General features: G+C 42.6%; 14 protein-coding genes. 4 read left to right on the top strand and 10 right to left on the bottom strand.

Annotated features, from left to right (window positions below; all coding sequences use genetic code 11):
* Positions 1-151: 151 nt before the first annotated feature.
* The 3 genes from speD to FE392_RS04935 form a co-directional block, all read right to left on the bottom strand.
* Positions 152-946, bottom strand: coding sequence for an adenosylmethionine decarboxylase (gene speD / locus FE392_RS04945; RefSeq protein WP_319929115.1), 795 nt, complete (start codon positions 944-946; stop codon positions 152-154).
* A 165-nt stretch (positions 947-1,111) separates the two neighbouring features.
* Positions 1,112-1,978 (bottom strand): polyamine aminopropyltransferase, encoded by an 867-nt coding sequence (gene speE, locus FE392_RS04940; RefSeq protein ID WP_319929114.1) that lies wholly within the window; start codon positions 1,976-1,978, stop codon positions 1,112-1,114.
* 106 nt (positions 1,979-2,084) lie between these two features.
* Complete coding sequence (locus FE392_RS04935) at positions 2,085-2,432, bottom strand: YacC family pilotin-like protein (RefSeq protein WP_319929113.1); 348 nt, start codon at positions 2,430-2,432, stop codon at positions 2,085-2,087.
* A gap of 273 nt (positions 2,433-2,705) precedes the next feature.
* On the opposite strand from FE392_RS04935, the gene hpt reads away from it, so the two are divergent.
* Positions 2,706-3,245 (top strand): hypoxanthine phosphoribosyltransferase, encoded by a 540-nt coding sequence (hpt, locus tag FE392_RS04930; protein ID WP_319929112.1) that lies wholly within the window; start codon positions 2,706-2,708, stop codon positions 3,243-3,245.
* A 155-nt stretch (positions 3,246-3,400) separates the two neighbouring features.
* On the opposite strand, the gene can is transcribed toward hpt, so the two are convergent.
* Positions 3,401-4,054, bottom strand: a complete 654-nt coding sequence (can, locus tag FE392_RS04925; RefSeq protein ID WP_092512941.1) for a carbonate dehydratase — start codon at positions 4,052-4,054, stop codon at positions 3,401-3,403.
* A 183-nt stretch (positions 4,055-4,237) separates the two neighbouring features.
* Here can and FE392_RS04920 point away from each other — a divergent pair, with 183 nt between their 5' ends.
* Both FE392_RS04920 and FE392_RS04915 read left to right on the top strand, forming a co-directional pair.
* Positions 4,238-5,161, top strand: coding sequence for an ABC transporter ATP-binding protein (locus tag FE392_RS04920; protein ID WP_319929111.1), 924 nt, complete (start codon positions 4,238-4,240; stop codon positions 5,159-5,161).
* Positions 5,161-5,931 carry an ABC transporter permease gene (locus FE392_RS04915; RefSeq protein ID WP_319929110.1) on the top strand — a complete coding sequence of 257 codons (771 nt, stop codon included), beginning with the start codon at positions 5,161-5,163 and terminating at the stop codon, positions 5,929-5,931. The genes FE392_RS04920 and FE392_RS04915 overlap by 1 nt, the downstream gene beginning before the upstream one ends.
* 168 nt (positions 5,932-6,099) lie before the next feature.
* On the opposite strand, the gene nadS is transcribed toward FE392_RS04915, so the two are convergent.
* On the bottom strand, positions 6,100-6,384 hold the full coding sequence (gene nadS / locus FE392_RS04910) for a NadS family protein (protein ID WP_319929109.1): 285 nt from the start codon (positions 6,382-6,384) through the stop codon (positions 6,100-6,102).
* A gap of 1 nt (position 6,385) precedes the next feature.
* The gene (locus FE392_RS04905; RefSeq protein WP_319929125.1) at positions 6,386-6,718 is read right to left on the bottom strand and encodes a type II toxin-antitoxin system RelE/ParE family toxin; all 333 of its coding nucleotides are present in this window, start codon (positions 6,716-6,718) and stop codon (positions 6,386-6,388) included.
* Between the two features lie 1,032 nt (positions 6,719-7,750).
* On the opposite strand from FE392_RS04905, the gene thrS reads away from it, so the two are divergent.
* The gene (gene thrS, locus FE392_RS04900; protein WP_319929124.1) at positions 7,751-9,709 is read left to right on the top strand and encodes a threonine--tRNA ligase; all 1,959 of its coding nucleotides are present in this window, start codon (positions 7,751-7,753) and stop codon (positions 9,707-9,709) included.
* Positions 9,710-9,942: 233 nt separating this feature from the next.
* On the opposite strand, the gene panC is transcribed toward thrS, so the two are convergent.
* The 4 genes from panC to pcnB form a co-directional block, all read right to left on the bottom strand.
* The gene (gene panC / locus FE392_RS04895) at positions 9,943-10,800 is read right to left on the bottom strand and encodes a pantoate--beta-alanine ligase (RefSeq protein ID WP_319929108.1); all 858 of its coding nucleotides are present in this window, start codon (positions 10,798-10,800) and stop codon (positions 9,943-9,945) included.
* An 89-nt stretch (positions 10,801-10,889) separates the two neighbouring features.
* Positions 10,890-11,681: a 3-methyl-2-oxobutanoate hydroxymethyltransferase gene (gene panB / locus FE392_RS04890; RefSeq protein ID WP_319929107.1), complete on the bottom strand. Its 792-nt coding sequence runs from the start codon at positions 11,679-11,681 to the stop codon at positions 10,890-10,892.
* A 281-nt stretch (positions 11,682-11,962) separates the two neighbouring features.
* Positions 11,963-12,442 carry a 2-amino-4-hydroxy-6-hydroxymethyldihydropteridine diphosphokinase gene (gene folK / locus FE392_RS04885; protein ID WP_319929106.1) on the bottom strand — a complete coding sequence of 160 codons (480 nt, stop codon included), beginning with the start codon at positions 12,440-12,442 and terminating at the stop codon, positions 11,963-11,965.
* A gap of 1 nt (position 12,443) precedes the next feature.
* Positions 12,444-13,802, bottom strand: a complete 1,359-nt coding sequence (gene pcnB, locus FE392_RS04880) for a polynucleotide adenylyltransferase PcnB (protein ID WP_319929123.1) — start codon at positions 13,800-13,802, stop codon at positions 12,444-12,446.
* Positions 13,803-13,915: the final 113 nt, after the last annotated feature.

Below are 13,915 nucleotides of genomic sequence, written 5' to 3'. Positions count from 1 at the left end.
ACAAATTTAATTCATTTATTTTAAGAAAAGGATAATCGTACTTAAATGAATAATTCATTGAGTATATTAGATACGGTAGGTGATTAACTGAGGAAATCAATGACTGGCAAGTGAAAGTTGCCAGCCACATAAGTTAATATAATGTGAATTTTTATAGATCAGGAATGTTTCTACCGTAATAGATTTCTTGGATCTCTTTCTTAAGTAGGCGAGTAATCTCTTTCTTTTCCATGTCATTCAATTCTTCTGCTGTGGTATTAAATAAATACTCATTAAGATCAAATGTTTTTAACATCATTTTGGTATGAAAAAGATTTTCCTGAAAAATATTGACATCAAGCATATGGTACTGAGATTGAATTTCCTCAGTAACATAGTTTTGTATGGAATTAATTTCATGGTCGATATAATGTTTTACGCCATCAATATCACGGGTAAAACCTCGGACGCGATAATCCATTGTTACGATGTCAGATTCCAATTCGTGGATAAGGTAGTTCAGAGCTTTTAAGGGAGAGATGACACCACAGGTTGATACTTCGATATCTGCTCTGAAAGTACATAAACCGCCATCAGGATGGCTTTCTGGATAGGTATGTACACAAATATGGCTCTTATCTAAATGAGCAACAACAGAATCAGGAAGCGGGCCCGGGTTCTCTGTATTATCTACTAGCGCAGGATCAATAGGTTCCTCACTAATCAGAATAGTGACACTCGCCCCTTGGGGGTCATAGTTTTGTCGGGCAATGTTAAGAATATTTGCACCAATGATTGAACAGGTTTCACTGAGAATCTCAGTGAGTCGGGTAGCATTGTACTGTTCATCAATGTACGCGATATAACTGTCGCGATCGGCTTTCGTCTTTGCATAACAAATATCATAAATACAAAAACTTAAGCTTTTTGTTAGATTGTTAAAGCCGTGCAATTTCAGTTTGCGCAATTTAATTCACCTCCCGGCTGATGGGTGATTATTGGTTTCCAGATATATCCGTTGTCTTTCAAGTTGCATTTTTGTTGGCTGCACTCGTTTACCCCGGCTACCGTTGTTATAAATATACGGTTATTAATGTTCCCGGAGACTCACTTTCTTGCCTTCTTGATGCCACTAGGAGTCCATTGGGTATAGTGCATTTATCAAGTACTGCGGCAAAGCAAAACTTCCTGAATGTATGGCTGGTGTGTAATAACGACAATTAATGGCTGAATCTTTGAAACGTTGTTGCAACGTTTCCAGCGATATTTGGCGCAAAGCAGGGTTTTGGGTTGCCCACGCAAATGTCATGATCCCACCATAATAGGTTGGCACAGCGGCCTGATAGAAACAGCTGTCGGCGAAATAGTGATTCAGTTTTTTATGGCTATCGACGGCTTCATCTTGTTGCAAGAAACAAACGCCGTTTTGGGCGACAAAAATACCGCCTTCATTCAGGCAGCGAGCGCAACCCGCATAGAATTCTGAGGTAAATAAACTTTCCCCAGGGCCCATGGGATCTGTGCAGTCAGAAATGATGATATCGAACTTATCAGTGGTGTTTGTTACAAAATGAGTACCGTCATCAATCACCAAACTGAAACGAGGATCATCATAAGCGCCAGCGCTATGGTTAGGTAAATATTGACGGCAAAACTCAACGACGCCAGCATCAATTTCAACCATAGTGATATTTTCGAGGTACTGATGGCGACAAACTTCGCGAAGCATCCCACCATCACCTCCACCGATGATCAAGACGCGTTTGGCCTGACCGTGGGCAAATAATGGAACATGAGCCATCATTTCATGATAGATAAACTCATCTCGCTCAGTGGTTTGTATTACACCATCCAGAGCCATGATGCGACCTAATTCTGTATTTTCAAAAATGATCAGGTCTTGATGTTCGGTTTTGTCGTGGTAAAGCACATTTTCAACTGCGAAATACTGCCCGAAATTGGAATGTAGTGTTTCATACCAAATTTCTTTTTTTGACATGTCCCGGTATTCCTCCATTGCTTGTTAACAGGGGATAGGCGCACATCATAACGAACTATTAACGTAGTTGCATCGCGAAATTTACCTTTGGCGGTATTAAACGAAATTATTTTACATAAGCGAGCAGACTTAAAGACCTTTGTGCAAGAGAGAGGCATTTCACCTCGTGGGGCAGGCCGATTCCCTTCAAGTCGTTATATCCTAATTGATTCAGTTCCTCCATTAACTGACCGTCATAGTTACTGAGATCCCACTTGTTGCGTTGGGCAAAATAGATAATTGTGCGTCTGATTTCACGATTTGAGATCTGCTTGTAGCCACAGTCATACTTCAGATAGATGTAGACGGCTGTCAAATCCGCAAGGTCTTCAGATTCGCTTTCGGACAGGGCTTTTGCGGGTTGAGTAAAACCAAACAAAACCAGAATATATGTGAGTAAGGTAATTTTTTGCATAATTTCTATTATACTGATTTTCTACCATTTTGCTTAAATTAACATATTCATATCTTTGTTAGCTAAACTTTATTTCCTTAATTTTATGGAAATTACCGTTTTTTATACCTGAAAGAAATTTAACGGTGTATTAACGAATAGGGTTTGTTCTGATCGCATAGAGTGTTATTTTATGCGCTCGGTGAGCTTATGGTATTGAGCGATGTGTAAATAATTACATCCACTTTGGATTTGGTTTGTGATTATTTAAAACAAAATCAACTGGTTATATTGATGAAGAAACATATTGTAGAAGTGATGATCTCCGAACAGGAGGTTAAACAACGTATTGCTGAACTGGGCCAACAGATTACAGAACATTATCGCAATAGCGATCGTGAACTCGTGCTGATTGGTTTGTTGAGAGGATCGTTTATATTTATGGCTGATCTATGCCGTGAAGTACAGGTTCCTCACGAAGTGGATTTTATGACCGCATCCAGTTATGGCAATGAAATGAGTTCTACCCGCGATGTAAAAATCCTCAAGGATCTGGATGAAGACATTCGTGGCAAAGATGTGTTGATCGTTGAAGACATTATTGATTCGGGCAATACACTGAAGAAAATCCGTGAAATTCTGGGATTGCGCGGGCCGAATTCACTAGCGATTTGTACGTTGTTGAACAAGCCATCTCGCCGTGAAGTTGATGTTCCAGTTGAGTGGATTGGTTATTCGATCGAAGATAAGTTTGTTGTTGGTTACGGCATCGATTATGCACAGCACTACCGCCATTTGCCTTACATTGGGCATGTTACTTTGCTGGAAGATTAATTTTTACATCAAGCAAATGTAATTTTAGTGCGGTGAGCAGATGGCAGCAGATAGCTGCCATTTGTTTTGGTGCATTTTTTAAGGTAACGGTTACCCAAAATCACGGTTTTTCAAAATAACAGTCTTCAAAGCAGCAACTGCTTTCATTCAATGCATTATTTGATTTGAGACAGTTTGGCAATCGCCTGACGATAATTAAGCTCCAGCTTTTCCCGGCTGTCAGCGGTGATATCCAAATCATGCAGTTCGCCATCTTTCAAACCATATACCCAACCGTGAATCATCACTTTTTGCCCGCGCTTCCAAGCAGATTGCATAATGGTTGAATGCCCGAGGTTATAAACTTGTTCAACGACATTTAATTCGCATAAGCGGTTCAAGCGTTCATGGGGTGGCAGTTCACCGAGCATGGAACTGTGCTTGTACCATAAATCGCGAATATGAAGCAGCCAATTATTGATTAATCCCAATTCAGTGCCATCTACAGCAGCTTCAATACCACCGCAGCCATAGTGACCGCAGATGATGATATGTTCTACCTGTAAGACATCAACAGCATATTGCACAACTGATAAACAGTTTAAATCGGTATGGATTACAAGGTTGGCAACATTTCGGTGAACAAAAAGGTCACCCGGCGCAGCATCAATCAGTTTTTCCGCAGGAACACGGCTATCTGAACAACCTATCCACAGAAAATGAGGTTTTTGTGCTTTCGACAAATCCTTGAAAAAATGTGGGTTTTCTTCATTTACGGATTTTGACCACTGTTTGTTCCTCGCAAACAGCTCTTCAATCTTTTTCATCATAACGAGTAGCCTGGCAACATTTTTGAGATAGAATCATATACAACATTAATTGAGAATTTAATATTTTATTGAGCCATGTTTTTTATGTGATCCCTGTCATTGCAAAGAAATGTAGGAAAAATAGTGGCATAATTTCTATCTTGCACTCAAAAAATAGCAAAAAATTTAAGGTGTTTTTTACTTATGGCATATGCATTGGAATTGACGCAGCTCACGAAAACCTATGCGGGTGGAGTGAAAGCGCTGCGGGGAATTGATTTATGTGTAAATGCAGGGGATTTCTATGCGCTTTTAGGGCCGAATGGCGCAGGAAAGTCGACCACAATTGGTATCATCAGCTCACTGGTGAATAAAAGCCACGGTAAGGTCAAGGTATTTGGTTACGATACTGATACGGATCTTGTCAATGCGAAACGTCAACTCGGGCTTGTCCCGCAAGAGTTCAATTTTAACCCGTTTGAAACCGTTATTCAGATTTTGCTGTTTCAGGCCGGGTATTATGGCGTACCGCGCAATATCGCGCTGGAAAGGGCGAAAATCTATCTTACCCAACTGGATCTTTGGGAAAAACGTAACGAAAGAGCAATTCGCTTATCTGGTGGCATGAAACGGCGCTTGATGATTGCCCGTGCCTTAATGCACCAACCTCAGCTGCTAATCCTTGATGAGCCAACGGCGGGCGTGGATATCGAACTGCGCAGATCGATGTGGGAGTTTTTGAAAAATCTGAATGCGCAGGGGACGACGATTATTTTGACAACTCACTATCTGGAAGAAGCAGAAATGCTGTGCCGCAATATTGGCATTATTCAACATGGTGAGCTGGTCGAAAACACCAGCATGAAAAATCTGCTCAGCCAGCTTGAACTTGAAACGTTCTTGCTCGATTTAGCACCAAAAGGCACAGCGCCGATAATTGAAGGTTACGACTATCGCCAGCTGGATGCGGTTACGCTGGAAGTCGATGTTAAGCGCGGGCAGGGGTTAAATGACATTTTCGCTCAGTTGAGTGCTCAGGGAATTCAAATCAACAGCATGCGCAATAAAGCAAATCGTCTGGAAGAACTATTTGTTGGATTGACTAATAATAATCAAGGAGACAAATAATGTTCCAATTGTACTGGGTGGCTCTGAAAACCATTTGGGCAAAAGAAATCACTCGTTTTGGTCGTATTTGGGTACAAACGTTACTTCCTCCTGTAATCACCATGTCCCTCTATTTCGTTATCTTCGGTAATCTGGTGGGTTCCCGTATTGGCGAAATGGGGGGTTTTGGTTATATGCAGTTTATTGTGCCGGGCTTGATCATGATGTCGGTGATCACCAACTCTTATTCGAACGTCTCTTCCTCTTTTTTTGGTGCCAAATTTCAACGTAGCATTGAAGAAGTGCTGGTTGCACCAGTGCCAACCCATATCATCATTGCGGGGTTTGTTGGCGGTGGCGTGGCCCGTGGGGTCATGGTGGGTATTTTAGTGACATTGGTTTCCCTCTTGTTCGTACCATTACAGATACATTCATGGGGAATGGTCGTAATTACCTTGTTGGCAACATCTATTCTCTTTTCACTGGCAGGGTTGCTGAATGCCATTTTTGCGAAAACGTTCGATGATATCAGCATCATTCCAACGTTTGTGCTGACTCCGCTGACGTATTTGGGTGGTGTGTTTTATTCCCTGACTTTACTGCCTGAGTTCTGGCAGGCTGTATCCAAGCTGAATCCGATAGTCTATATGGTTAGTGGGTTCCGGTATGGCTTCCTTGGTATTACTGATGTTTCATTGGCAATGACATTGGGAATGCTGAGTGCTTTTATCATTGTGTTTTATTTTCTGGCTTGGTATTTAATTGAATCAGGCCGAGGCCTAAGAACGTAATTTCCTTTATTTCCTCAGTTCCCTACTTCGCCACGGATTAAAGCGAAGTAGGGACTCCACATAGCGATATTCCATAAAACGCTTTTCTTAACCCATTATTTGGCGTGAATGTCTATTTTCCACCAATGGGGGCGTGACGATACAAATGATTATAATGCGGTGCATTAATTAATGCGCCGCAAGAGTTTTATAGAAATCAGGATCTTCTTGGATGATAGCTAGCACTTTTGCTGCCAGCCCGGTTGGATTTCGACGCTTTTGCTCCCAGCTTTTAATGGTGTCGAGACTGGTACCTAACGCTTCTGCCATTTCTGTTTGTGAAATATTCAGTTGAGCACGAATCATTTTTACATCAGCAACCTCATATCGGGTCACACGTGCTGCGTTTTTATTACCCTGTTTAACTTCAACAGCTTCTTCCAGAGATGTTTTCAACTCGTCAAAAAAACTCATGTTACACCTCGCCTTTCAGTAATTTTGTTAGCTTCTTCAGTTCTGCTTTTTCGGCATCCGTTAAACTATCCTTTTTATTTTTCGGATAAGCCATTACCAAATAAATAACCTCTTTGGTCACCAGTAGGTAAATAACTCTGGTACTGCCACTTTTTCCTTGTGAACCTGTAGCCATTCTGATTTTACGTAATCCACCAGTCCCACGTATTAAATCACCTTTTTCTGGTGACTCGATAAGCTCTCGTTGCAGCTCTTTAAGCTCATCATCAGTAGCAATCTCTTTTATTTGTTGAGTAAATATACTTGTTTCGATAAATTCTATTGCATGACTCACTGGCCAATCTCCTTTTGTGGAGTACATAGTACTCCTCCTGTTAGGAAATTACCAGCATGAATTCACTAAAACTATTTACTATTATTTGATTTCACCAAATTGAGGGAAGATTCTATCGTGCTACCGAAGGCTACCAGTAGTGCAGCAGCTTAAGAACCAAAAAGCAGAAGAACCAGTCTCACCAGCAGGCTTTTCTATTTTTTATCTGTCTGATTTGTATTTGCATCCCTGTAAATTGAGGTATATACCCTTCGTTTTTCAAGTTGCAGCTTTTTAGACTTAAAAAATTCGTTTTTTCCTATTGTACAGCCTCTTGAAACCTAATGGAGACATAAAATATTCTCACATCATTAATTTATTTCCGGATGGTTATTATTCTTTAAATGGCAAAATTATAAAAGTAAGATTTTTTCTTTCTATAGAAATAAAAACTCATTACAGCCCGATACTAATAGAAAGAACATGGCCTGGCTCCGGGTTGTTACTCTATTATATAGCTATCATTAAATGATAGTTACTTTATCGAAAATAAAATAATAGATAGCATAAGGAACCATCTATTATGTTAAATATATATAATCATCTATACACAATAGATTTAGAATTACATCGCGGTGGCAAAGGAATGACAAGTTCGTCGGAAACGAATTTACCCAGACAAAGGCTGGCCTATGGTGAACGGTAGGAGCCTTTTATTAATCACTGGCAGCATAGATAACTGCGTGACAGGAGAGGATGAATGCAGAAAATAAAGAGGCAACTTGAAAGAAGAAGGTCATGTTAGATATTTTCTCAGATTCATGCCGAAAATATAACAAAGTGCATTATGCAATACGAAGTGAATTAATTATTGTTTATTTGTTTTTTGATGTTATTGTCTTATTTACAGTTTCTTCACCAATAACTGATTGGGCCATTTATTAATAAATGATGTTCCTGATTACGCTTTGGCGTTGGAAACTCTCTATTGCAGTGTGATTTAAATATTAATTGTATTTTTACTATAAGGCTCAAGTTAGAGAGGTTAAATTCATTCCTATGATTATATTTCCAAATGGTGAACAAAAAGAATTTGAATGCCCTGTATCCGTTCTTGATATTGCAAAATACATCAGTACAAGTCTGGCCAAATCAGCCGTTGCCGGTAAAGTTAACGGTCAGTTAGTTGATCTCTGCGAGCTTATTATTGATGATTCAGAAGTGAATATCATCAGGGATAAAGATCCTGACGGGATAGAAATAATACGTCACTCTTTTGCCCACTTAATCGGGCATGCGGTTAAGCAATTGTATCCTGACGCTAAAATGGCTATTGGCCCGGTCATTCAGGGCGGTTTTTATTATGACATTGACCACGCACCTTTTTCTTTGGATGATATTGCCGCGATAGAACAACGCATCCAAAAATTAGTGAAGAAAAATTATGATGTGATCCGAAAAAGAGTCACGCTGGATGAAGCCATTCGCGTTTTCTCTGAACGTAATGAGCCTTACAAAGTAGAAATCATCCAAGGGTTGGATAAATCTATCACGCATGTCAATTTGTACATTCACGAAGAATATGTGGATATGTGCAGAGGCCCTCATGTTCCTAATACTCGTTTTCTACGTCATTTTAAGTTATTGAAAGTCTCTGGCGCTTATTGGCGCGGCGATTCAAATAATCAATCGCTGCAACGCATATACGGAACAGCCTGGAATTCTGAAAATGAATTAAATGAATACTTGGCAGCTTTAAAAGAAGCAGAGAAAAGCGATCACCGCAATATTGGCAAGCGGCTTGATCTCTTCCATATGCAGGAAGAAGCGCCGGGCATGGTTTTTTGGCATGCGAAAGGCTGGGCAATTAATAAAACAATAGTGAACTACATCCGCGAACGTCTGGAATCTTTTGGTTATGACGAGATCCAGACCCCTCAATTAGTCGACAGAAGTCTTTGGAAAAAATCAGGTCATACAGACAAATATTCCGAGAATATGTTTGTGACACATATTGAAGGGAGGGAATATGCTGTAAAACCCATGAATTGCCCATGTCATATTCAGGTTTTTAATGATGGGCTAAGGAGTTACAAAGATTTACCGATTCGATATGCTGAATTCGGTTGCTGCCATCGTTATGAGCCATCAGGAAGTTTACGTGGCCTGATGCGCGTCAGATCGATGGTGCAAGATGATGGGCATATTTTTTGCCAAGAAAGCCAAATTCTTTCTGAAGTTGCTCTATTTACTGGGCAAGTTTTTCAAGTTTACCAAGACTTTGGTTTCGAACAGAAAAACATAGCAATTAAAATCGCTACACGTCCAGAGAAGAGAATCGGCTCAGATGAAGTGTGGGATCGCGCTGAAACAATATTACAGGATGCAGTAAAAAAAGCGGGATTCAACTATGAAATATTGCCGGGAGAAGGCGCATTTTACGGCCCAAAAGTTGAATTTCATTTAAAAGATCGTATGGGAAGAGAGTGGCAGTGCGGAACAATACAGCTGGATCATATGATTCCTGATCGCTTGGGCGCCAGATTTATTAATGAACAAGGGAACAAAGAAGTTCCGGTCATGTTGCACCGGGCCATGCTTGGCTCCGTAGAACGTTTTATTGGAATATTGATTGAACACTATGCCGGTGCACTCCCTACCTGGCTTGCCCCACACCAGATTGCCATTATGAATATTTCAGAGAAGCAAACAGACTTTTGTAGAGATTTGCACGATAAACTGAAAGCTCATGGGCTGAAAGTCAAATTAGATATACGAAATGAAAAAATTGGCTATAAGATCCGTGAGAATACGCTAATGAAAATACCCTATTTAATTGTTATCGGAAATGCGGAAGTTGAATCAAATCAGCTCTCGTTACGAATGGGAACGGGTGAAGATTTGGGCAGGGTTGAAATGTCTGATTTTATTTCTCTCGTGTCTAATGACATTCAGTGCAAGTATTATTCTCCGTCAGTTGCTTTGGCACAGAAACAGCACGATGGCATTTAAGCGAGTTATTTTTAACGAATTATGGTTATCAACGGGGGAATAAAGGTATTTGTACTCCTTAATTAACTCTATGTGGCGTAAATGTTCCCTTTTCATCAAACCAAAAAGGGTGATCGTTCATTCATTCCCGCCACCCAGCCACGCCGGCCACACAGTGATTTCTGTGGCTGAAGGTGGCTGGGAGGTATACTCCCTTGGGTTTCGAGGCAACTCGAAAACCATAGGGCGTATATTTAGTCAGCTAAATCAACCTGCTGATTGTCAATCAAACGTGTTTGGCCTAACCATGCAGCCATCAAGATCACAGCTTTTTTGCTTTGTCTTGTCAATGGCGCCAGATTTTTTGCATCACGGATAAATATTTCATCCGGCATAAAACCTTCTTCCCGTAGGCGGGAGGAGGCCTGATCCACTAATTGTTCGATATCACGCTCGCCCTGTTGCAGCCTTTCTGCGATAACCTGCATAACCTGATAAAGTACGGGGGCAACTTTTTTCTCTTCAGAGGATAAAAGATTATTGCGTGAGCTGAGTGCCAACCCATTTTTATCACGAACAGTGGGTACAGGAACCAATGTAATATCGTAAGCCATATCGGCAATCATTTTGCGGATAACCTGTAATTGCTGAAAATCTTTTTCGCCAAAATAAACTAAGTCAGGCTGGATCAGATTAAATAACTTGCTGACAACGGTGGTCACGCCACGGAAATGCCCCGGACGGCTGACACCTTCCAGTATATGAGAGAGTTCTGGCTCTTCGACAAACGTCTGATTGCTGTTCGACCCATTCGGATACATTTCGCCAGCACTGGGAGCAAAAACCAGCTCAACATTGTGACGGTTCAGTTTTTCGCAATCTTCCTGCAATGTGCGTGGATAGTTGACCAAATCGTCTTCCCGGTCAAATTGCATTGGATTCACGAAAATACTGACAATAACGACATCAGCCTGCGCTTTGGCGGTATCAACCAAAGCCAAGTGCCCGTCATGTAGATTCCCCATTGTTGGAACAAAGGCGATGCGTTTTCCCGCCTGACGCCAGCGGCGGATTTCACGGCGTAAAATGGGGGTTGTTTCTATAATCAGCATTGCTGTACTCCTTTAATAGCAGTCATGCTGGCAACTATTCTGTTAGTTTGATTGAGAGAACAGTTGAGAGAATGTTGGTTGAAAGAACATCAGTTGAACGAATGTGCCCCATCAGGATAGGCACCACTTTCAACTTCTTCAATATAGAGATTGATGGCATCCCGTATGTTGCCGGTTTCTTTAAGGAAATCTTTGGCAAATTTAGGGGCTCTGGCGGTAATGCCCAAGGCATCATGCATGACAAGAATTTGCGCGTCAGTCATATTGCCGGCACCGATGCCAATAACCGGAATTTCCAGCGCCTCAGTGATACGTTTTGCCAATTCGACCGGAACACATTCCAGTACGAGTAATTGCATCCCCGCTTTTTCCAAGGCAATGGCATCATCGAATAATTTCTGGGCTGCATCTTCGCTGCGCCCCTGTACTTTATAACCACCCAATATATTGACCGATTGCGGGGTCAGGCCCAAGTGGCCGCAAACCGGGACTGCCCGTTCGGCCAACATCGTAACCGTGTCACACAGCCAGTCTCCACCTTCAATTTTGACCATATTGGCTCCGGCACGCATCAAGGCGGCGGAATTGGCAAAACTTTGCTCTGGGGTGGCATAACTCATGAAAGGTAAATCAGCGATAAGGAAAGCGTAGGGTGCGCCATTGCGGACGCTTCGAGTGTGGTATGAGATATCTTCAACGGTAACGGGTAAGGTAGAATCGAATCCCTGCACAGTCATGCCAAGTGAATCGCCAATGAGCATAACATTGATGCCTTGTTCGGCAAAAAGATGGGCGAAGCTGGCGTCATAAGCGGTGATAGTCGCGAACTTGCGTTTATCTTTTTTTAACTGGCGCAGGTCAGCCAGGGTTGTTGGTTTCATTATTATCTCCTGAATGGGTATACCTTATTTTCAAGTCGCTGTGTGAGTTGCCCACAACCTGAAATGATACCTGTCGTCTTTCAAGTCTCAGCGTTGTTGGCCGGGCAAATTCGTTCCCTTGCTGTCGCGCTGCATTTTGAAATCCAGTGGGTATAGGCATTGGGTCTATCTCATCTAAGGGATTTAAAAAATGCCCGAATGACGATAGACCCTGATTATCCAGAAATCGGCCTTGGTTGTATGAGATGTTGAATGACTTTCCTTTATAAAATTGTTGGTTATTACCAAAATGTCAGGCCGTTTTCTGGAACTTGTGTCAATCGTTCCGCCAGTGTTTCTCCATCGGGGAATACAAGGCCGGGGGCAATTTCTGCAAGTGGATAAAGCATGAATTCGCGCTGTTTCAAGCCGTAATGGGGGATGGTCAAACGCTCAGTTTCAATGACATATTCACCAAACAGCATAATATCCAAATCGAGAGTCCTTGGCCCCCAACGTTCACTTTTGCGAACACGGCCTTGTGCCAGTTCAATTGCTTGAGTGTGATCAAGCAATGTTTCTGGGGGTAACTGAGTGTCCAGCGCGACGGCGAGGTTAAGGAAATCAGGCTGATCCTGTGGCCCCATCGGTTTAGTCCGATAGAAAGATGATTGGGCGACCAACGTGGTGTCAGGGATAGCTTTCAGTGCAGCAAGTGCATTATTGACTTGCTGCAAAGGAGAGGCCTGATTACTGCCGATGGCGATATAAACCCGAGTCATATTAGCTGTTGGCCCTATTCTGGCGGGGGCGTCCGGCACGGCGAGGACGTGTCCTGCGGCGGAGCGGCTCGTTACCCAGCTCAGATATCATCCCGCGTTGTTGGGAAGGTGTTGATTGCTGGAATTCAGCCCACCAATTCACCAACTCTTTCAACTCATGGCGCGGCTCAATATTGGCACGTAATTCCAGTAAATCGTACGCAGCGCGGAATTTCGGATGCTCCATCAATTTATTTGCCCGCTTGCCTTGGCGGCGCGGCAGACGAAGTTGAAGTAGCCAAATGTCACGCATGGTGGTGGTATGGCGTTTCGGAATGGCGATGGAACGGCATTGTTCATCAAGAATGTCATTCATTGCCAGTGCAAACGCATCGTAATACTGCAAGCCACCTTCCTGTGACAGTTTTTCCGCATGCTCAATCAGTGGATACCACAAGATGGCTGCGAATAAAAATGCGGGGTTAACGCGTTTGTCATTCTGGATGCGGTGATCGGTATTTTTCAATACCTGTACCAGCAGCCTTTCCATCGGGGAATCATTGCCTTGGGTAAAGCCACGCTGGATCATGGGGAACAAAGGCTGGAACAGGTGATATTCACGCAGCAGTTTGTAAGTGCTGTAACCTTGCCCTGATTGTAATAACTTCAGCGATTCTTCGAACAGACGCGCAGATGGAATCTCGCCTAATAAGAAAGCAAGGCGTGGGATAGGTTCGGCAGTGGCCGGTTCAATGGTCATATCCAGCTTGCTGGCAAAACGGACAGCACGCAGCATGCGCACGGGATCTTCCCGATAGCGGGTTTCCGGATCGCCAATTAAGCGGATGATGCCTTCATTGAGATCAGCTAGCCCACCGACATAATCCCGCAAGGCGAAATCTTCAATGCCGTAATAGAGGCTATTGATGGTGAAATCGCGGCGGACGGCATCTTCTTCGACCGAGCCGAAAATATTGTCGCGCAGTAACATGCCGCTCTGTGCTTTGTGCGACTGATTGCGATCGTTGTTTTCAACTTGATCATGGGGCCCACGGAAAGTCGCCACTTCAATGACATCCGGGCCAAACATAATATGAGCAAGACGAAAACGACGGCCGACAAGGCGGCAGTTGCGGAACAGTTTGCGAACCTGTTCTGGAGTGGCATTGGTTGCTATATCAAAATCTTTGGGTTTTTTGTGCAGCAGCAAGTCGCGGACTCCACCGCCAACCAGATAGGCTTGAAAACCTGATTTATTCAGACGATACAGAACCTTCAGTGCATTATCACTGATATCTTTACGGGAAATCGGATGTTGTTCCCGTGGTATCACCGTAATTGGCGTGTCCGAAGGCTTTACCTTTGCGGGTTTTTTCTTCATTTTGTCTTTATCGGCATATGATGAAGATGAATGATTTTCTCTGCGACGCCTACGCGGAGAACTGCTCTCTGTTTGAGCAGAATGGTCAGATACGGTGACTGGCCTTTCACTGA

This window comes from Xenorhabdus santafensis, from assembly GCF_033949405.1.
GTDB lineage: Bacteria > Pseudomonadota > Gammaproteobacteria > Enterobacterales > Enterobacteriaceae > Xenorhabdus > Xenorhabdus santafensis.
The sequence above is the reverse complement of the archived record's forward strand: the minus strand, read 5'-3'. Positions and strand labels throughout refer to the sequence as shown.